The organism is Bradyrhizobium sp. URHD0069 (assembly GCF_000701345.1).
Taxonomy (GTDB): Bacteria; Pseudomonadota; Alphaproteobacteria; order Rhizobiales; family Xanthobacteraceae; genus Bradyrhizobium.
This window is the reverse complement of the sequence record NZ_JNIJ01000037.1, coordinates 1-19,131: the sequence shown is the minus strand read 5'-3', so window position 1 is coordinate 19,131 and position 19,131 is coordinate 1. Positions and strand designations below refer to the sequence as shown.

At 60.5% G+C, this 19,131-nt stretch carries 18 protein-coding genes and 1 pseudogene; 6 read left to right on the top strand and 13 right to left on the bottom strand.

The features are described 5' to 3' along the window. The first annotated feature begins 35 nt into the window (after positions 1–35). Positions 36–458, top strand: coding sequence for a site-specific integrase (locus N554_RS0121820; protein WP_156042034.1), 423 nt, complete (start codon positions 36–38; stop codon positions 456–458). Between the two features lie 637 nt (positions 459–1,095). Further along, positions 1,096–1,959 (top strand): recombinase family protein, encoded by an 864-nt coding sequence (locus N554_RS0121810; protein ID WP_029585416.1) that lies wholly within the window; start codon positions 1,096–1,098, stop codon positions 1,957–1,959. Positions 1,960–2,041: 82 nt separating this feature from the next. On the opposite strand, the gene N554_RS0121805 is transcribed toward N554_RS0121810, so the two are convergent. The 9 genes from N554_RS0121805 to N554_RS0121750 form a co-directional block, all read right to left on the bottom strand. Further along, positions 2,042–3,619 carry a porin gene (locus N554_RS0121805; protein ID WP_029585415.1) on the bottom strand — a complete coding sequence of 526 codons (1,578 nt, stop codon included), beginning with the start codon at positions 3,617–3,619 and terminating at the stop codon, positions 2,042–2,044. 728 nt (positions 3,620–4,347) lie between these two features. Continuing rightward, positions 4,348–4,614: a hypothetical protein gene (locus N554_RS0121800; protein ID WP_029585414.1), complete on the bottom strand. Its 267-nt coding sequence runs from the start codon at positions 4,612–4,614 to the stop codon at positions 4,348–4,350. A 1,468-nt stretch (positions 4,615–6,082) separates the two neighbouring features. Next, positions 6,083–7,561 carry an Asp-tRNA(Asn)/Glu-tRNA(Gln) amidotransferase subunit GatB gene (gene gatB, locus N554_RS0121780; RefSeq protein WP_029585412.1) on the bottom strand — a complete coding sequence of 493 codons (1,479 nt, stop codon included), beginning with the start codon at positions 7,559–7,561 and terminating at the stop codon, positions 6,083–6,085. After that, positions 7,558–7,851, bottom strand: a complete 294-nt coding sequence (locus N554_RS0121775; protein WP_197033676.1) for a hypothetical protein — start codon at positions 7,849–7,851, stop codon at positions 7,558–7,560. Before N554_RS0121775 ends, gatB begins: the two co-directional genes overlap by 4 nt. A 2-nt stretch (positions 7,852–7,853) precedes the next feature. Continuing rightward, on the bottom strand, positions 7,854–9,326 hold the full coding sequence (gene gatA, locus N554_RS0121770) for an Asp-tRNA(Asn)/Glu-tRNA(Gln) amidotransferase subunit GatA (protein WP_029585410.1): 1,473 nt from the start codon (positions 9,324–9,326) through the stop codon (positions 7,854–7,856). Continuing rightward, entirely contained in the window at positions 9,323–9,535 is a 213-nt protein-coding gene (locus N554_RS0121765; protein WP_029585409.1) for a hypothetical protein, read from the bottom strand. Before N554_RS0121765 ends, gatA begins: the two co-directional genes overlap by 4 nt. Before the next feature lie 81 nt (positions 9,536–9,616). Further along, positions 9,617–9,904, bottom strand: coding sequence for an Asp-tRNA(Asn)/Glu-tRNA(Gln) amidotransferase subunit GatC (gene gatC / locus N554_RS0121760; protein WP_029585408.1), 288 nt, complete (start codon positions 9,902–9,904; stop codon positions 9,617–9,619). Between the two features lie 80 nt (positions 9,905–9,984). Beyond that, entirely contained in the window at positions 9,985–11,061 is a 1,077-nt protein-coding gene (locus N554_RS0121755; RefSeq protein ID WP_029585407.1) for an NAD(P)H-dependent flavin oxidoreductase, read from the bottom strand. A gap of 11 nt (positions 11,062–11,072) precedes the next feature. Then, positions 11,073–12,089, bottom strand: coding sequence for an NAD(P)H-dependent flavin oxidoreductase (locus N554_RS0121750; RefSeq protein WP_029585406.1), 1,017 nt, complete (start codon positions 12,087–12,089; stop codon positions 11,073–11,075). A gap of 130 nt (positions 12,090–12,219) precedes the next feature. Here N554_RS0121750 and N554_RS0121745 point away from each other — a divergent pair, with 130 nt between their 5' ends. The 4 genes from N554_RS0121745 to N554_RS0121730 all read left to right on the top strand — a co-directional run bounded on the left by N554_RS0121745 (position 12,220) and on the right by N554_RS0121730 (position 15,845). After that, positions 12,220–13,110, top strand: coding sequence for a LysR family transcriptional regulator (locus tag N554_RS0121745; RefSeq protein ID WP_029585405.1), 891 nt, complete (start codon positions 12,220–12,222; stop codon positions 13,108–13,110). 287 nt (positions 13,111–13,397) lie between these two features. Then, a complete protein-coding gene (locus tag N554_RS0121740) occupies positions 13,398–14,333 on the top strand; it encodes a cyclase family protein (protein ID WP_029585404.1) in 936 nt (311 codons plus the stop codon). A gap of 91 nt (positions 14,334–14,424) precedes the next feature. Continuing rightward, positions 14,425–14,916, top strand: a complete 492-nt coding sequence (gene ruvX / locus N554_RS0121735; RefSeq protein WP_029585403.1) for a Holliday junction resolvase RuvX — start codon at positions 14,425–14,427, stop codon at positions 14,914–14,916. Between the two features lie 2 nt (positions 14,917–14,918). Next, positions 14,919–15,845 (top strand): AEC family transporter, encoded by a 927-nt coding sequence (locus N554_RS0121730; protein WP_029585402.1) that lies wholly within the window; start codon positions 14,919–14,921, stop codon positions 15,843–15,845. A 7-nt stretch (positions 15,846–15,852) separates the two neighbouring features. Here the strand turns inward: N554_RS0121730 and N554_RS0121725 are convergent, their stop codons facing one another. From N554_RS0121725 to N554_RS0121710, 4 genes and pseudogenes are all read right to left on the bottom strand, one after another. After that, positions 15,853–16,644 (bottom strand): CPBP family intramembrane glutamic endopeptidase, encoded by a 792-nt coding sequence (locus N554_RS0121725; RefSeq protein WP_029585401.1) that lies wholly within the window; start codon positions 16,642–16,644, stop codon positions 15,853–15,855. Positions 16,645–16,821: 177 nt separating this feature from the next. Continuing rightward, positions 16,822–18,465, bottom strand: a complete 1,644-nt coding sequence (locus N554_RS0121720; RefSeq protein WP_029585400.1) for an acyl-CoA dehydrogenase family protein — start codon at positions 18,463–18,465, stop codon at positions 16,822–16,824. A gap of 72 nt (positions 18,466–18,537) precedes the next feature. Next, positions 18,538–18,729: pseudogene (locus N554_RS42160) on the bottom strand (M15 family metallopeptidase); the annotation flags it as partial. Positions 18,730–18,882: 153 nt separating this feature from the next. Beyond that, on the bottom strand, positions 18,883–19,131 hold a 249-nt coding region (locus tag N554_RS0121710; protein ID WP_029585399.1), incomplete at its 5' end, for an IS30 family transposase.

Sequence of the window (19,131 nt, the reverse complement as noted above, 5' to 3'; positions counted from 1 at the left end):
CGGAAGTGCATGCCGCGCGCCAGAGGGTTCTATCCATGCAAGTGAAGGTCGAAGAGATTTTCCACATCCTGCGGACGGAAACGCCGCGGCCTGAAGCACAACGGCTGGCAATCAAGCTGCTCGAACAGGCCATGACCATGGCCCGCGGCACCCCGGCTTCATTTCACAGCCAGATGACCGACTTGAAATCGACCATCGGCGTGTTGCGATCGATGAACGACAGCAACACGGTATACTGGACGCCGCCATGTCTGCTGTTCATCGGCATGCGTCTGAACGAGTTTGCGCGGCTCAGAACATCCGATCTCATCGAACACAACGGGCGACCGCATCTCGGCGTCGTATGCGTGCAGGACCCCGACGAGGACGATGATCTGTCGCCCGGCACCGTCCCTGCCCAGGTTCCGGACGATCGCCGTGTCAAATCGGTATCGGCTCGCCGCTTCATCCACTCCTGATCGAAATCGGATTGCTGAATTTCATTAGCGGCCGCCTACGCAAGGGCGCTGCCGCGAGCGTTTTCAGGGAATGCAAACCCGACAAGTATGGATACTACTCCGGCCCCCTCCGGAAGCGACTTAACGCGAAAAATTACGAAAGCGGGCATCAAGAAAACAGACAGAAGAGTGTCTATTCACTGCGGCACAATTTTTCTGACACCTGCGACTCGGGCGGAATCCCGGAAAGAACGAAGAACAAATTCATGGACCATCTGATAGCCGGCACCGCGGGCATCTACGGCAACTCCAAGCCCGAGGCCCTCAAAGTGCTGACAGCAGAGAACACATTTCGCGCTGGGCGCGAGTAACTTGAGATTGCCAATGACACAATTTAAGATAGATTAATTGCAGATTGAGATAGATTAATTGCAGAGGGTGTTAAGCTGAGCAGCCGCGTTTTCTCCCTTTCCTCGACCGAGCGGGGAAGGAGCATCAACCAAGTTCGCGGTGACGCTTCCTGATATCAAGCCGCAGCCTTCACGCTCCCAAAACTCGACATTTCTAAGCCAGCGTCGCCTTGGCGCGCGGGACCGAATGGATACTGAATAAGTCCGGATCTAGCCAAGTGGCTCTCCTGGCATCTCAGGAAAGTCATATGGCTAAAAAGCTCAAGGGACGTCCCGGTTGGTTGGAGTTATCAGAGGATCGAACGTCCTTCGTTTTCATGCCGGACCGCGCGAAGATCGTTCGAAATATTTTTGAAGCCTCGATCTCAGGACTCGGCGGCTACACGATTGCGAACCGATTGAACGCAAAGAAAGTGCCAGCATTTGGTCCCTCTCTTAATTGGGATCAGTCGACAATTCACAACATGCTTCGCAATCGAGCAACGATCGGCGAACACCAGCCAAAACGAATTCAGGGCGGAAAACGAATTCCAGATGGCGACCCGATTCCTAACTTTTATCCAGCGGTCATTGAAGAGAGCCTCTTTCTTGCGGCCCAAGTAGCCCGTCAAAAGAATTTGGCTTCCGGCAGAGGTCGCAAGGGGCGGCTCATCACCAATCTCTTTCGCGGAATTCCAACATGTGCTTATTGCGCAGACCCAGTGAAGTTTAAAAGCAAATCAAACGTAAAAAGCCTTATCTGCTCGAACGTGATCGAGAACCACGGCTGTTTTCGAATGGCGTGGTCCTACAAGGATTTTGAACATTCGTTTTTGGAATTTGTGAAAAACCACGCGTCAGACCTAAAGATCGAGCGGCGGGAGCGGGAACCTCTAGCAGAGCTTGTCAGTCACATCCGAGCTCTGTCTGGTGCTGACGTCTATGAAGCGCGCATGGGGATTGCCATATCTCTCAACGCGACGGTGTCTGAATTGAAAATCGCATCCGCGGGACCGACGCCGGTCGCAGGCAACTCTGATGCTCGCATACGGCTCGATCACCTAGGACGATATTTCGAGGTCCGGTTTCGAGGCGGCGGTTCGACCCACACTGGCTTTCCCGCTGGCAAATAGCTGCTGGCTCTGAGCCCGCAAAGAAAAACCCCCGGCAGTTTCCTGCCGGGGGTTCTTTTAGAGAGTTGTCAGACGATCGGGATCAGAAGTTGCGCTGAACGCGGGCGAGCGCGCTGAAGATGTTCTGATCGGCGAAGTTGTAGACAGCCTGCGGCTTAGGAGCCGGGGCGGTCAACACTGTAGTACCAGTGAACTTCTGGTCGAGACTGGTCCACATCACTTCGCCCGAGAACGTCAGGTTCTTGACAGGAGTCCAGCGGGTGACCAGGCCGAGCTGCGAGATGTTGAAGTCCGGATTACAGCTATAATCTGCTGACTTCACAGCGACACCACCGGTGGCGCGAGTGAACTCATTACAGAACATCAGCTTCGCGGTACCGTCGTAACGAACCGCCGACCAGCTGCCGAACAAGCTCGTCGACCAGTACGGGTCCCAGTTGTGGTTGAACGCACCACGGAAACCGTAAGCGGTCGTCAGATGGAGACTTCCATCACCACCATTCGCCACGGGCAGGAAAATAGCGTCCGTTGTCGCACCGAAGCCAACGCTCGTGTACGCGCCCGGCGCTACACTACCGCCGCCTTGCGGACCAAAGATCAGGAAGTTCGGCGAGCCTCCGCTGGTGGAGATCACGTTCTTCGTGTCACCCTTTGCGAAGGTCGCGTCCATCTTGATGTCGTCGCCCGGACCGGTCGGGAGGTTCTTGATCTGCAACGCAGCCATCACCGAACCGCCCCACTTGTCCGAGGGGTGGCCGCTGATTTCCGAAAGATTGTTCGGCTGAGCTGTAGCGGCAGTAAGGTTGTTGAACGACGCGTTCACAAGATGCGCCCGGCCTGAAATCTGGAACAGACCCCAGGCCTGATCGACACGGATGTTACCGACGATGTCGGGAGCATGCACGCCACCATAAGCATTCCCGGTCACACCGGCGCCGGACGCCGGCAAGCCGACCGACAGGTTGAAGACCTGCGTGCGGCTGAACACGGCCGGATCATCGAGACCGATGGTGCCGGACACGCCGTTGCCGAACTGCGCGGTGTACTGGATGTTGTTCACGCCGGTGACGGTGTCGTGACCGCCGAGCAGGAACGAGGAGTTGTTGCCCGGATAACCATGCCAAGGCGTCGCGAAGGCCGAAGCCGACTTACCGAAGGTGAAGCCGGCGAACTGGATGAACACGAACTCGACCGCGACATAGCCGCCGCCGACCGAGTCAAGCAGGTTGGCGTTGTTGGCGAATTGGGTATTCAGGACGTTCGGGTTGCGGCTGCCGCCCAAGGTGCTGAACTGGAAGTCGCCCTGAGCGAAGGTACGAACCACGCCGTATTCCGTGGCGGTACGGGTATCAACCGTCAGCGCCATACGAGAACGAGTCGCGAAAAAATCGGCATAGCGGTTGCCCTGACCGATATCACCCGACCAAGGGGGCGCATCGTAAGGCGACGAGACGTTGAAGCCAGTGTCAACGCGCAGATAACCACCGATCTTCATGCAAGTGTCAGTACCCGGGATATACCAGAAACCAGCACCATACAGGGAGCAGATCTTCACGTACTCGACCGGTTTGGCCTTGACGGGAAGATCGGCTGCCTGTGCCCCACTCATGGCGAGCAGACCCGCCGCTGAGCCAAGGATAAGGCTCTTAACCATCTTCATGTTAACCTCCAAGTTGCTCTAGGGAAGGTCCCGGATCCGCTGGGTGAAACACCCTAAGGTTGGTTCCCTTGTCCCTTAAAAAAACCCACTCAGTCGCTTCGCGTCTTCGGACACACCCGCATGAACGCGAGGGACTAAAGCGAACCACCTAACGGGACGACCTCGGGATGCCCCCCTCCGTCGCACTTCCGATAAGAAACGAAGAGTTCCGATCAGGCAATACAAACAGCCACATCTGAGGCGGCCGGCAGCCCTTTTCCGGGCAGTTGTTGCACAAATACCACGACACCTCAACGTGAGTATTGCACTTAACCTACTGTTAAATAGAGCATTTTTATAGTTTTTTTAGACGCTTCTGAAATGGGCTCTTAGCGCGCTGCGGCAGTTCGGCTTCAGGTTGTGCACAAACGCTGGCATCGAATCGGCAGAATCATGTCAATCGGCGTTCAAATATTGCAGGCCGAATGACACTTATGCCCCGGCGCTCGTTTCCGCACTCGACGCCGACTGCTGGCAGATCGTACTGGAGAAGCATCTCGGCGAAACTGTCGTCCGGGACGGCACGCCGCCGGACTGGACGGGCGATATTCGAGGGAGAACCCTTAGAGCATGGTCCGGAAAAGTGGGTACGGGTTTTCCCTCGCGACAAACGCCAGGCGTTTGCGTGGAGATCATGCCCAAACAAAAAGATGAAGCGGGATGACGCTTCGAAGAAACGTCATCACGTTCTAGTGCGCCGTCATCCAGGTCCGGGCTTCGCGCTGCGCCATGGCAATCTCGACCTCGGACATCATCTCGGCGACCTCGCGGCGCAGCTGGATCGCGTCGCTGCGGCCTTTCAGGGCGGCGAGGTTGAACCATTTATGCGCGGCGACCAGATTGACCACGCCGGAACGCCCGCTCGCCCAGTACAGACCACGCTCGAACAGCACGTCGGGAATAGCACTTGCTTCCACCGGCATTGCGGTCTCCAGATCGATGTGCCCCTGAAACATCCGTCATCTCCTTTTTGATTTTTTGCCGCCCTGCCCGAGCGCGGCTCCTGTCCACGTGTTAAACGTCCCGTTATTCCCCACGCCGTTTTGCCGGCTTGTTGGGATGATCATGACCGATCAAATTTGAAGGGCAGTTTAAGTATTGCGATGAACGGGATGTAAACGTGCATCCGGCGCATTGGGGCGCCAAATCGCAGAAGCGCTTGTCTCATGCGCATTTCCGCTGATTTGTGGAATTCGGTTTACCCTGCCATTTCGCGAAACGATAACCATTGGCGCAATGGCTAGCGGCGAGCCTCGCTGCTGGCGTCCTACGCCGCTACGTCGCGATTGATCACAACTCGCTCTGGAATACTGGACCACCCGCCTGCGCGGACGATGACGACTGAGTTTGTTGGGATGGCCTGCCCGGCTCGCGCAATAGGGCCTCGGCCCTCGCGCCGTGGCTGATAAGGACAATCGTTTAGGGAATTTTGGAAAACGGAAGCGCCGGCATCGACAGCAGCGGCGCTAGAACGAGGGCGTCGGCGAACACGTCAGGACCAGATTTCACTTGGGGCTCGAGAGCACCGGTGAAATTGCGGACCTCGAGATCCGCACCGAACGAAGAAAACTTGTTTCTTCTGCCGGACCGGTTTTCGAAAGAGCGAACTCTTCGAAAGTACGATCCAGCCGTTTGACCTGATGTCTCGCCGACACCCTCTTTCGTCGACCAGAGCCGTCTGATTTAAATCTGCTTACGAAAGCAAATCGTCCGAAGGCTCTTGTGACGTGCCGGCATCAAACCGCCAGCAATTTTCTAGAAGCGAGATTTACTTCTTCTTCTTCGCGACCTTGCGGGTCTTCTTCGCAGTCTTCTTCACTGCGCTCTTCGCCTTCTTTGCCTTCTTAGCTTTCTTGGCCATGTTGCCCTCCTAATGTAGTGAGATGGCTTAATCGCTGCGTGCACTCGGGAATCGAAATGCACTACCTCCCGAATACACCAACACATTAGAAAAAACAGCGTCCTGCTTAAGGAAGTGTTGACGTACCTATGTGAGCGCGCGCGAGGTACGTCCATCGACAACACCTCGATGCATTCGCGCAAAGATGCGAATAGTGCGCGAAATTGCGACGCCTGTGATTTTCAATATCGCAAGAAACGCCTGTGCTGCAGTCCTTTTCGTTATTCGCGCATTGAACTATCGATACGTGATCGATGGCATCGCAACCGATCGACAACAGCTGAAAGCCGATTGCGCGGACTCTGAGTCGCGGTTTTTGGCAATAAAAAAATTTTCATGGCTGCGGGCGTCGGGTCGCATCGTCGATCGCCAAAACGGGTTTTTGGCGCGAATCGGCGCCACCGATTCGCGGCGCGATTTTTCCATCGAGACGATGCATCGCCGCTCGTGTTGAACGATCGGCACGCGCCTACGCACGGATGCGAGACGGCGGCGGCGACACAGGCGCCGCGTCACGGCCGAGTTCAGATGCCGAGTTTGGCCTTGAGCAGATCGTTCACCGACTGCGGGTTGGCCTTGCCGCCGGATGACTTCATCACCTGGCCGACGAACCAGCCGATCAGCTGCGGCTTGGCGCGCGCCTGCGCGACCTTGTCGGGATTGGCGGCGATGATGTTGTCGACCACCTTCTCGATCGCGCCCAAGTCGGTGACCTGCTTCAAGCCGCGCGCTTCGACCAGCGCGCGGGGGTCGCCACCTTCGGTCCAGACGATCTCGAACAGGTCCTTGGCAATCTTGCCGGAGATCGTGCCCTCGCCGATCAGATCGACGATGGCCCCAAGCTGGGCTGCCGACACCGGCGATGCCGATATGTCCCGGCCTTCCTTGTTGACCCGCCCGAACAGTTCGTTGATCACCCAGTTGGCGGCGAGCTTGCCGTCGCGGACCTTGTCGGCGAGCTTTGCCAGCACGGTTTCATAGAAATCCGCGCTCTCGCGCTCGGCCACCAGCACACTGGCGTCGTAAGGCGAGAGGCCAAAATCGGCGATGAAGCGGGCTTTCTTCTGGTCCGGCAATTCCGGGAGTTGGGCTCTCAGTTCAGCGACGTAGGTTTCGCTAAATTCCAACGGCAGCAGATCGGGATCCGGAAAATAACGGTAGTCGTGCGCTTCTTCCTTGGAGCGCATCGAACGCGTCTCGCCCTTGTTGGCGTCGAACAGCCGGGTCTCCTGATCGATCGCGCCTCCGTCTTCGAGGATTCCGACCTGACGCCGCGCCTCGTATTCAATTGCCTGGCCGATGAAACGGATCGAATTGACGTTCTTGATCTCGCAGCGGGTACCGAGTGCATGCCCGGGCTTTCGTACGGAGACGTTGACGTCGGCGCGCAGATTGCCCTTTTCCATGTCGCCGTCGCAGGTGCCGAGATAGCGCAGGATCGAGCGCAGCTTTGTCACGTAGGCCCTCGCCTGCTCGGCCGAGCGCATGTCCGGCTTCGAGACGATCTCCATCAGGGCGACGCCGGACCGGTTGAGGTCCACGAACGACATGGTCGAATGCTGGTCGTGCAGCGACTTGCCGGCGTCCTGCTCCAGATGCAGCCGTTCGATGCCCACGGTAATGCTGTCGCCATCGGGCAAATCGACGATGACCTCGCCCTCGCCCACGATCGGCGATTTGTACTGGCTGATCTGATATCCCTGCGGCGAATCCGGATAGAAATAGTTTTTGCGGTCGAACACCGAGCGCAGATTGATCTGCGCGTTCAGGCCAAGTCCGGTGCGAACCGCCTGCTCGACGCAAAATTCATTGATGACCGGCAGCATGCCCGGCATCGCCGCATCCACCAGCGAGACATGGGTGTTCGGGTCGCCGCCGAATTCGGTCGAGGCGCCGGAAAACAGTTTTGAGTTCGAGGTGACCTGGGCATGGACTTCCAGCCCGATCACCATTTCCCAGTCGCCGGTGGCGCCTTTTATCAGTCTGCCATTTGTCGCACTCATGCTCGTCGATCCCACAGCAGTGCTGAAGCCATCCGATCCCATTCGGTTTCGAGAGAACCGGTCGCGACCGGTTTGCCCGCCTGTCGATACCAATAGCCGGCATTGCCGAGATCGCCTTCGACACGGTGAAGATAAGCATGGACCCAGCCGGCGTCCTGGCTCGATTCACCCTGGACGATCTTGTGCGCCTCGTCCCATTGGCCTTTTGCGGCCCACCACAAGGCGGCAAGCGGCGCGTCGAGATTGGGCGCAGGCGCGGCGCCCGACAGGCTGGCTTTGAAATCCGCCATCCTCACCACCACCTCGGTGGCGTGAAGCGGCCAGCCGCCTGCTCGACTATCTCGCCGAGCGAGAACAGCGTCTCCTCGTCGAATGGCCGGCCGATCAGTTGCAGGCCGAGCGGCAAACCTTGCGCGTCCCTGCCGGCGGGAACGGCAATTCCCGGCAGCCCCGCCATGTTCACCGTCACCGTGAAGATGTCGTTGAGATACATTTCCACGGGGTCGGCACCTTTCTCCCCGATGCCAAACGCCGCCGATGGCGTCGCCGGCGTCAGGATGGCGCTGACGCCTTTGGCGAAACAGTCCTCGAAATCTTTCTTGATCAGGGTGCGGACCTTCTGCGCGCGCAGATAATAGGCATCGTAGTAGCCGGCCGAGAGCACATAGGTGCCGATCATGACGCGACGGCGGACTTCGTCGCCAAAGCCTTCGGCGCGGGTGTTCTCATACATCTCGCCGATGCTGCGGCCGGGTACGCGCAGGCCATAGCGCACGCCGTCGTAGCGCGCGAGATTCGACGAGGCCTCCGCGGGCGCGACGATATAGTACGCCGGAAGCGCGTATTTGGTGTGCGGCAGCGACACCTCGACCAGTTCGGCGCCTGACGCCTTCAGCCACGCCGCGCCCTCGCTCCAGAGCTTTTCGATTTCCGGAGGCATGCCGTCGAGGCGGTATTCCTTGGGTATGCCGATCTTCATGCCCTTGACGGATTTTCCGATCGCGGCCTCGTAGTCCGGCACCTCGCAATTGACCGACGTGGTGTCCTTGGGGTCGTGACCGGCCATCGAGCGCATCAGGATCGCAGCATCGCGCACGGTGCGCGCGATCGGCCCGGCCTGATCGAGCGAGGATGCGAAGGCGACGGTGCCCCAGCGCGAGCAGCGGCCATAGGTCGGTTTCACGCCGACGGTCGCGGTGAATGCCGCAGGCTGGCGGATCGAACCGCCGGTGTCGGTTGCGGTCGCGCCCATGCATAGTTGCGCCGCCACTGCGGACGCCGAGCCGCCGGACGAACCACCAGGCACCAGAGTGGTGTTGGAGCCCTCGCGTCGCCACGGATTGACCACCGGACCGAAGCACGAGGTCTCGTTCGACGAGCCCATCGCGAACTCATCATTGTTGAGCTTGCCGAGCATCACCGCGCCGTCGCGCCAGAGCTGCGAGGTCACGGTGGATTCATAAGGCGGCACGAAATTGCCGAGGATTTTCGAGCACGCGGTGGTGCGCACATCTTTCGTAGCGAACAGGTCCTTGATGCCCAAGGGAATGCCGGCCAGCGGGCCGCCCTCGCCCTTGGCGATTTTCGCATCGATCGCGCGCGCCATGGCGCGGGCCTGGTCCGGCGTTTCCAGAACAAAGGCATTGAGCACGCGCGCGGCCTCGATCGCGCCAAGGTGCGCGTCGGTCAGTTCAAGCGAGGTAAAGGATTTGTTCGCGAGACCCTCACGGGCCTCGGCGAGCGTCAGCGATGTCAAATCGGTCATTTATCAACCGGGCTGCAAAAGAACGGAGACAGCGTCTTGTCGTTGGCCGGATCGTCCTGTTTGGGGCGGGTCTTGTCCGACGCTTCAAGCGCGTCGAGCACGGCGTCCATCGCCTTGTCGGGGTCGGCGACCTTGCCCTGCCGCTCCATGGCGTCGAGATAGTTCATATAGGCCGCGTAGGCCTTTTCATCGTCGCAAAGCAGGCACATCGGATTTCCCGTAGAACTCTTTATTTTGACGCGTTTTCTTCACGCGAACCGGAATCCACTTCGCTTGAAAACGCTATGATCCTATTCGACGACTTTCGGCACCAGAAAGAAGTGGTCCTGGGTCTCCGGCGCGTTGCGGACCACATCATCCGCGATCTCGCCATCCGTCACCACATCGACGCGCTTCTTCATGTCCATCGGGGTCACCGAGGTCATCGGCTCGACGCCGTCGACGTTCACCTCGGCGAGCTGCTCGACAAACGCCAGCATCGCGTTCAGTTCCCCCTGCAGATGGGGAACCTCCTCGTCAGTGACCGCAATCCGCGCGAGATGCGCGATACGGCGAACGGTGGCGGCGTCGACGGACATTTATATAGGGCCTTTGCGGCGGGAAATTGAGTCCGCCGTATAGCAGAGGGCCCTTTTGCACCGCAACAGCGCTACCGGCTTCAGCCGGCCATCTGGCTCAGCCGCGCCAGCGCCGCGCCTGCCAATGCCCGGGTCAGCTCAGCCGCCGGCATCTCCCGACCCAGCCGGATCGCCTGCCCGGCCCAGAGGTTGGTGAAATCGACCTTGCCGAGCCTTTCCGAAGCCTGCTTCAGGGGCGCGAGCCCGGTGGCGGCATGGGGAAACGCCGGGGCATCCGGTGAAATCGGGCCGACCTCGCGCATGACCCGGTTGATGACCGCACGGGCCGGACGGCCGGTCATCACGTTGGTGATGACAGTGGAATCATCGAGCGCCTGGGCGAGCGCCGCACGCGCCGGTGCGATCACTTTGGACTCCGGACAGCGCAGATAAGCGCTGCCGATCTGTACGCCCGCTGCGCCGAGCGCGAACGCCGCCGCAATGCCTCGGCCGTCGGCGATGCCGCCCGCTGCGATCACGGGAACCTTCACCGCATCGACCACCTGCGGTACCAGTGCGAAGGTGCCGGGCTGCTCGGCAATATTCTCGGTCAGGAACATGCCGCGATGACCGCCGGCTTCGGCGCCCTGCGCGATGATGACATCGGCGCCGTTTTCCTCGAGCCAGATCGCCTCTTTCACGATGGTCGCAGATGACATCACGATACAGCCGGCCGCCTTGGCGCGCTTGAGCAGCGCCGGATCCGGCAAGCCGAACTGGAAGCTGACGACTTCGGGCTTCAACTCCTCGACCAGTTCGCACATCGCGGCATCAAACGGCGCGCGATTGGCGGCATTGATCGGTGTCGCGGGGTCGAGCCCCAACTCTTTATAGTATGGCGCAAGCCGCTGCTTCCACTGGGCCTCGCGATTCGGGTCGGCGTCGACTGCCTTGTGGCAAAAGAAGTTCATATTGACCGGCGCCGACACGCGCTGGCGGATGATGCTGATCTGCTCGCGCGCCTTCTCCACCGACAGCATCGCACATGGCAATGAGCCCAGTGCCCCACCCTGCGATGCCGCGATCACCAGGTCCGTATCGATGGCGCCGGCCATCGGCGCTTGCACGATGGGAAATTCGGTCTTGAAAAGGTCGAGGAGTCGGCGGTCCGGCCACATGGTCTCTTCGTTCAGGTGATGAGTGTATCGGCACAGATTTCTTTGCTGCGTAAAGCAGCTGAAGAGTTGCGCCGTCCAAGAATTATCTGGTCTGCCTCGGTGACCATTCGATCGACAATCTCGGCCGCCTTTGGAATGTCATGGATCAGCCCGACGGCGTCTCCGGCAATCACCGCTGCAATGTCGAAATTGCCGGCGGCCGTGGCCGCGGCGTATTCGGCGGCGACCTTCTTCACATTTTGCAACAGTTCGAGTTCGCGGTCGGTCCAGCGACGCACATGATCGTTGATCAGGCAGCGTCCGGTAAACGGTGCCGGCCAGACGTTGTTCCGCGACATGTCAAAGATGATCCCTCGCGTGGTGCTGCCGCTCTTGGCAGCGCAGATTCGTTTCTTGGCTTCCTCAGCTCCGTCAGATTCCTCGCTGGCATAAAACCGCGTTCCCAGCAAAACGCCGGCAGCACCCAGCATCATCATCGCCGCAAGCCCGCGCCCGTCTGCAATGCCGCCAGCGGCCACAACCGGCACGCGCCCGGCCGCGAGGTCAACGATGGCCGGCACGATGTCGATTGTGGTGCGGGAAGCGCCGTGCCCGCCGGCCTCGGTGCCCTGCGCGACCAGAATGTCGGCGCCGGCATCGAGCGCTTCCTGCGCCATGTCTTCGTTTTGAATCTGGCAGATCAACAATGCTCCCCCAGCCTTGATACGAGATGCAAACGGTTTGGGATCGCCAAACGAGAGCATCACTGCGCGCGGCTGAGCATTGAGCGCAACGTCAAGAAGCTCGGGCTGGCGCGCCAGGCTCCAGGTGATGAAGCCGACGCCAAAGGGTGCCTGCGGTTGTTGCTTGAGCTTTCCGATCTCCTGCTCGAGCCAGGCTTTTTCGCCGTAGCCTCCGCCGAGAATGCCGAATCCTCCCGCATTAGTTACAGCTAGCGTCAGGCGCGCACCGGCAACCACATCCATGGGGGCCAGCAGAATCGGATGCCTAATGCCTAAGAGGCCCGTCAATGGCGTATCGATCGACATAGGCATTTGCATTCCCTCAAATCTGGACAGTCAGTTTAGGCCCAGCTATCGTTCTCGATAAATGATTTCTTTGGAACGCTGCCATCTTGAAAACGAAACGGATATCTCGAAAACGTAACGGGCTGATCTCATGGAATTGTCCGATCTGGTGACTTTTTCGACAGTCGCGCGCCTCGGCGGCGTCACCCGCGCCGCCGAGGAGCTCAACACCGTCCAATCCAACATCACCCAGCGGGTGAAGGCGCTCGAGGCGGAAATCGGAACGCCGTTATTCGAGCGACACAGTCGCGGAATGACGCTGACCGGCGCTGGCCGCCGTCTGTTGCCCTATGCCCAACGCATGGCAGCGCTGTCGCGCGAAGCCGTCTTGGCCGCGCGCGAGGATGGCGAGCCAAAAGGGCCGCTGGCGATCGGCTCGATGGAAACAACTGCGGCCGTGCGCCTGCCCGCGCTGCTCGCTCAGTTTCACCGGCGTTTTCCGGCTGTGCAGTTGACGCTGCGCACCGCGCCGACCGCTGATCTGGTTGCCGGCGTACTCGACGGCACGTTCGACGGCGCCTTTGTCGCCGGTCCGATCGATCATGCCGAACTGACGGCGACGACGGCATTCAAGGAGGAGTTGGTGCTTGTCACGGCGCGCCGATGGGAAAGCCTCGCGGCGCTCCGCGCCGGCACACCTGAATCCGGGCCGACGGCCTTGGTGTTTCGCACAGGATGCACCTACCGGCAGCGGCTCGAACAAGTCCTGGCAGGGTTTGGCTGGCCGTCGGCCGCTCGCTTTGAACTTGGAACGCTCGACGGCATGATCGGCTGCGTCGCCGCGGACATGGGCGTCACGCTGCTGCCGCGCGCGGTCGTCGAACGCAACGAGCAGAGCGGCAACATTCGTATCCATTCTCTCAACGCATCCCAGTCGCGCGTCGATACCCTGTTTATCCAGCGCCGTGGCGCGCATCAGTACAGCGCCCTGCAAGGCTTCGCTTCATGCCTGCAGGAGAGCGCTCAGGTCATTGCGGCCTGAGAGAGACTTTCTCCGTCGTTCCGGGATGGTCCGAAAACCAGACCTCAAATGTGCAATTGCACATCTGGAATCTCGATATTCCGGATTCGCGCGGAGCCGGTCATCGGGCCACGCTTTGCGCGGACCAATTGGCGCGCCCCGGAATGACGACTCTCGACGCATCGCGATCGCGCAATCGCGAAACGCAGCTGCCGCGACCTCGAAAAAATTGGATCGGACCGCTCTACTACGTTAGGATGAGACGCTAGCTACAAGAACCATAACGTCAACGCTTGGGAGGAACTGCGATGCGCAAAGCATTCGTATTGAGCTGTTCTCTGGCCTTGTTGAGTACGGTCGGAACGGCAAGCGCACAAGACTGGACGAAGTCGAAATGGGGCCCGAACGACGAGATCGGCGCGGCCAACTACATGACGCCGGAACTCATTGTTAAGGCGGCGTCCCTGATCAAGACCGGCAAGACCTATGCACTGGGCATTCCCGTCGATTCCAAGACGCCGGCCTATCCGCCGCGCGGCTTCAAGGTTACCATCGTTCAGCCTGGACAGGCGGGCATCCCCGGCCTCGGACCGAGCAAGACGACCTACAACGATGACATTATCGAGGGTTGGGCCGGCGTCGGCAGCCAGATCGATGGCCTCGGCCATATCGGCGTCGAGCACGTCTATTACAACGGTAACAAGCTGGCCGACTTCGCCGATCCTACCGGCTTGAAGAAACTTGGCGTCGAAAAGATCCCGCCACTGGTTACCCGTGGCGTGCTGCTCGACATGGCGGCCTATTACAACACCGACGTGGTCAAGGAAGGCACCGCCTTCAACGTCAAGGAGATCGAGGAAGTCGCAAAGAAGCAAAACGTTGAAATCCGGCAGGGCGACATCGTCATCTTTCACACCGGCTGGCTCGGCCTCATCGGCAAGGACGATAAACGCTACTCCGCCGGCGAACCTGGCCTTGGCGTCGAAGGCGCCAAATACCTCACCGGCAAGGGCGTCGTCGCCATCGGTGCCGATACCTGGGGCCTTGAAGTCATCCCGTTCGAGTCCAAGAACGTGTTCGAGGTACATCAGATCCTGCTGCCGATGAACGGCACCTATATCCTCGAAAATATGGACACCGCAGAGCTGGCAAAGGACAGAGCGTACGAGTTTCTGTTTGTCCTCGGCCAGCCGCGTTTTCGCGGCGGCGTGCAGAGCATGATCAATCCGGTTGCTATCCGCTGAAAACGAAAAGACGACGCGGCGTGGCCTTCTCTGGGACGCCACGCCGCGATCCGGCTTTGCGTGACCGACGATCAGCGTGTTATGCGAAGCCATGCCTGCCCTCATATTACCGCTGATCGACGCTGCCGCCCACTGGCCTCAGCGCGGCGCCCTGGTCGGCCTCGATCTGGGCACCAAGACGATCGGTGTGGCGGTGTCCGATCCCGATCGCAGGCTCGCGACCGGCGTCGAGACGATCCAGCGCAAGGCCTTCAAAGTCGACGCGGCGCGCCTGCTCGCGATCGCCGGCGAACGCAGCGCGGCGGGGTTCGTGCTCGGCCTGCCCATCAACATGGACGCAAGCGAGGGACCGCGCGCGCAATCCACCCGCGCCTTCGCCCGCAATTTTTCCAAGCTCACCGATCTCGCCATCGCTTTGTGGGACGAGCGGCTCTCGACGGCAGCCGTCGAGCGCGAATTGATCGGCATGGACATGAGCCGCGCCCGGCGCGCAGAGGTAATTGACGAACACGCCGCGATTTTCATTCTGCAGGGCGCGCTGGACCGACTGGCGAACTTGCGCGAACTGCGCGGAGATCGCTGAAGATGGCGGTCGTTCTCGGCGCGCTGGCGCCGGTTTTCCTGCTGATCGTGCTCGGCTTCGCGCTCAAGCAAAGCCTGATGCGGTTGGAGACGCAATGGCACGGCCTCGAGCGGCTGGTGTACTACGTGCTGCTCCCAGCATTGCTGATCGAGACGCTCGCGAAGGCCGACCTTGCCACCGTGCAGGTCGCCGGCGTCGGCGGCGCGCTCTCGCTCTCGGCGCTCTTGCTGTCGGGACTGTGTCTGGCGCTGCGACCCTTTCTCGCTGCAAAATGCGCCGTTGACGGCCCAGCTTTCACCTCGATATTCCAGGGGACGACCCGCTGGCAGACCTATGTGGCGCTCGCGATCGCCGGAAATCTTTACGGCGAATTCGGCCTCGCGCTTGCCTCGGTCGCGATGGTGGCGATCATTCCGGTCGTCAATGTGCTGAGCGTTGCGGTACTTGCGCATTACGCTTCGCCGGAAAAGCAATCGGTCCGAACCATCGCCATGACCGTGGTGCGCAATCCCCTGATCTGGGCCTGTGCCATCGGTTTGGCGATCAACGTCTCGCACCTCCCGCTTCCCCGCGTCTGGCATGAAGTGGCCGAAGCGCTCGGCCGGTCGTCGCTCGCCATCGGCCTTTTGGTAACCGGCGCCGGTCTGCACCTCGAAGCCCTGTTTCGTCCGAGCGCCGCGGCGGCGCTGACGGTTTTTCTTAAACTGATATTGATGCCCGTGGTCGCGGTTGCACTGGCATTGCAGTTTGGTGTTTCGGGACCGAACCTCGCGGTCGTGGTGATCTGCTCGTCGGTGCCGGCTTCGTCGAGCGCCTATGTGCTGGCCCGGCAGATGGGCGGCGATGCGCCATTGCTGGCGCAAATCATCACCCTGCAAACCATCATCGCGGCGCTGACCATGCCAATCGCCATCGCGCTCGTGGCCTAGCCACCCGTCAATTCGACCCCGCGAGCCAGATGGTCTGCGCCACCGCGGCCAGATTATTGAGGCCGTGCACGAATATAGTCAGCCAGGTCGAGTTGAAGCGATAGCGGAGATAGCCGAGCAACAGGCCGATCGAAAACACTTCGCCAAAAAAGAACCAGTCATACTGCAAATGCAGCGCCGTCCACACCAGCGACGACAGCAGGATAGCGCCGACTGGCCTGAGAAACGACTCCGACCAACCGCGGTAGAGAAAGCCGCGCACGAACAATTCCTCCGAGACCGGCGCGGCGACGCAGAATGCGACCACCAAAAGCCATAACGCGCCATCGGCGCGCGCCGATTTCAATACCTCGATCATGAATCCGGGCATCACTTCGCGGCCCAATGCGCGCGACAGCAGGTCCCATGTCATGACCAGGACAAACAGGCTGGCGGCGCCGATCAGAAAATTGGTCCACGAGGTCCAGCGCAGCGCAAGGTAGTCGGCGAACGAGGTGCGCGATGTGCGTATGGCGACCCAGAGCGCGGCGAGAACGGCCGGCAGCCCCATGATCACCGAGAGTGAAATCGTCAGGCCGCTGCCGAGCACGTGGATCGCGGCTGCCATGTCGATCGGCCCTTCCCACCGCAAAACAAACCAGGCCACCACTGCGATCTGTCCGATGAACATCGCGGCGAAGACGAACAGGCCCCACAGGGCCGTGCCCCAGAATTTCCAGATCCGTGGCGGGCGTGGGCTGCGAATGACGGGAATGGGCGCGGCTGCGACTGGGCCGGCGGGAAGATCGATAGAATCCATCAATTGGCTTTCAATTAAGAGCTGATGACATCCGAGTGAATACTTAAACCGTCCCCGTCAGGCTCAGGAAGGCTCGCTCCGTTCGGACCTCCAGCGACAACGGCGAAGCCGTTGCGCAGGCGGATGCAAGATGGGCGTGCTGATTCAACCCACAACCCTTCCGTGGCTTTCGCGCCGTCACGGCAGCGCCCGTTCCAGTAACCTGCGGATATCGTCATTGGCGAGATCGACGGCGCCGTACATGCCGGCGTGACCCACGGCAAGCCGTGTGGCCGCGAACAATTCCGCGTGATGCGGCGACACCTTGTTGAGCGCAGCCGCCGCGGCGAGCAACGCCAATTTCTCGACCGCCAGCCGCGCCACCCGCTCTGAGTCCGGCCGGCGAAACGCCTTGCCGATGGAGGCCACCGCGTCGCCTGCCCCACGCAAGCCCTTAGTTTCCTCGGCGAGATGCTGCAAAACGGCGGTCGCCGCATCCGCCTCGCGCGACAACGCCCGCAGCACGTCCAGGCACATCACATTGCCCGAGCCTTCCCAGATCGCATTGACGGGGGATTCGCGATAGTGCCGCGCCAAAATGCCCTCTTCCACATAGCCGTTGCCGCCGAGGCACTCCATCGCCTCGTACAGAAATCCCGGCGCGCTCTTGCAAACCCAATATTTTATTGCCGGCGTCAGCAGCCGCATGAACGCTGCTTCGTTCGGATCGTGGGGCGCCCGCTCGAACGAGCGGCAAAGCCGCATCACCAGCGCTATGGAAGCTTCGACATGCAGCGCCATGTCTGAAAGCACGGCCTGCATCAGCGGCTGATCGGCAAGATGCTTCTGGAACACGCTGCGATGGCGGGCGTGATGCAGCGCATGCGCGAGCCCGGAGCGCATCAGGCCGGCGGAGGCGATCGCGCAATCCTGCCGCGTCAGTTGCACCATCTGGATGATGGTTCTGACGCCCTTGCCCTCGTCGCCGACGCGCTCGGCATAGGCGCCGGCGAATTCCACCTCGGAAGATGCATTGGAGCGGTTGCCGAGCTTGTCCTTCAGCCGCTGGAACTGGATGGCATTCACGGCTCCGTCCGGCTTGAAGCGCGGCATGAAGAAGCAGCTCAATCCTTCGTCGGCCTGCGCCAGCACCAGAAAGGCGTCGCACATCGGCGCCGACATGAACCATTTGTGGCCGGTGATCCGGTAGGCATCGCCCTCGCGCACGGCGCGCGACATGTTGGAGCGCACGTCGGTGCCGCCCTGCTTTTCGGTCATACCCATGCCGAGCGTCATGCCGCGCTTGGTCCACCACGGCGCGAAGCTCGGATCATAGGCGCGGGTAGCGATGACACACATTGTTTTCGCGAGCAGGTCCGGCTGCGCCGCCAATGCCGCCACCGACGCCCGCGTCATGGTGATCGGACACAAGTGACCGGTCTCGACCTGGGCCGCCATATAGAATTTCGCCGCGCGCACGACTTCGGCAGCATCTCCGGCCGGTCTGCCATCAGCGGTCCAGGTCGAATTGTGGATGCCGGCATGCGCGCTGCGCGCCATCAGCTCGTGATAGGCGGGGTGAAATTCGACCTCGTCGCGCCGGTTGCCGCGGGAGTCGAAGGTCCGCAGTTTCGGCGTGTTCTCGTTGGCGATGCGGCCCCGCGCCGCCATCGCGGCCGAACCCCAATGCTGCCCGAACTCGGACAGTTCCTTTTGCACCGAGGCGCCGCCATTGGCCGCGACCGCTTCCGAAAGAGGTCTATCCAGCGTGAACAGATCGACGTCCTCGAACGGCCGCGACTGGTTGAGCACTTCGTGGGTCGCGAATGAAGCCTGCGTCATGGCCGTTCCTGACGGTCGAAGATCTCGGGAATCAGTTTACGCCGGGACGGATCCGATTTCATGTGAAGAGAGTTACTTGCCGCGCGCCGTGATCGGGAAATCATACGCCGGCCCGCCCGCGCCAGGCAGCGAAAAGCGCCACCACTCTTTCGAATAGTTTACAAAGCCTCGCCGCGCCATCAGCAGATCCAGCCTATCTCGCCATCGGCGCTGAATGGAGTTGATGGATCTCGCCGCACGAGCGCTCGCAGGCGCGGTGCAGTCGGCGCACCCCCACCGCTGGACTTGTTCCGGCCATCCACCTGTTGTTCCCCAAAACCAGCAAAGAAAGACGTGGATGTTCCTGCATGATGCCGGGCATGACGGTGGAAATAGCGCGTGCTTCAGCTTGGGGAATGGCTTCTTTACCCGGCGAGTTCAACCGATCGCTGCAACACATTCTGCGAACTTCTCAGCCGGCGTCTGATAGAGCAAGGTCTTTCTCGGCCTTTCATTGAGCTGCCTTGCGATGGCACTGAGCTTGGCCTGGCTGTGCAAGGACAGATCGGTGCCGCGCGGAAGATACTGGCGCAGCAATCTGTTGGTGTTTTCGTTTGAGCCGCGCTGCCAGGGAGACCGAGGGTCACAAAAATAGACATCAACCTCGGTGGCCAATGTCAGGCGCTG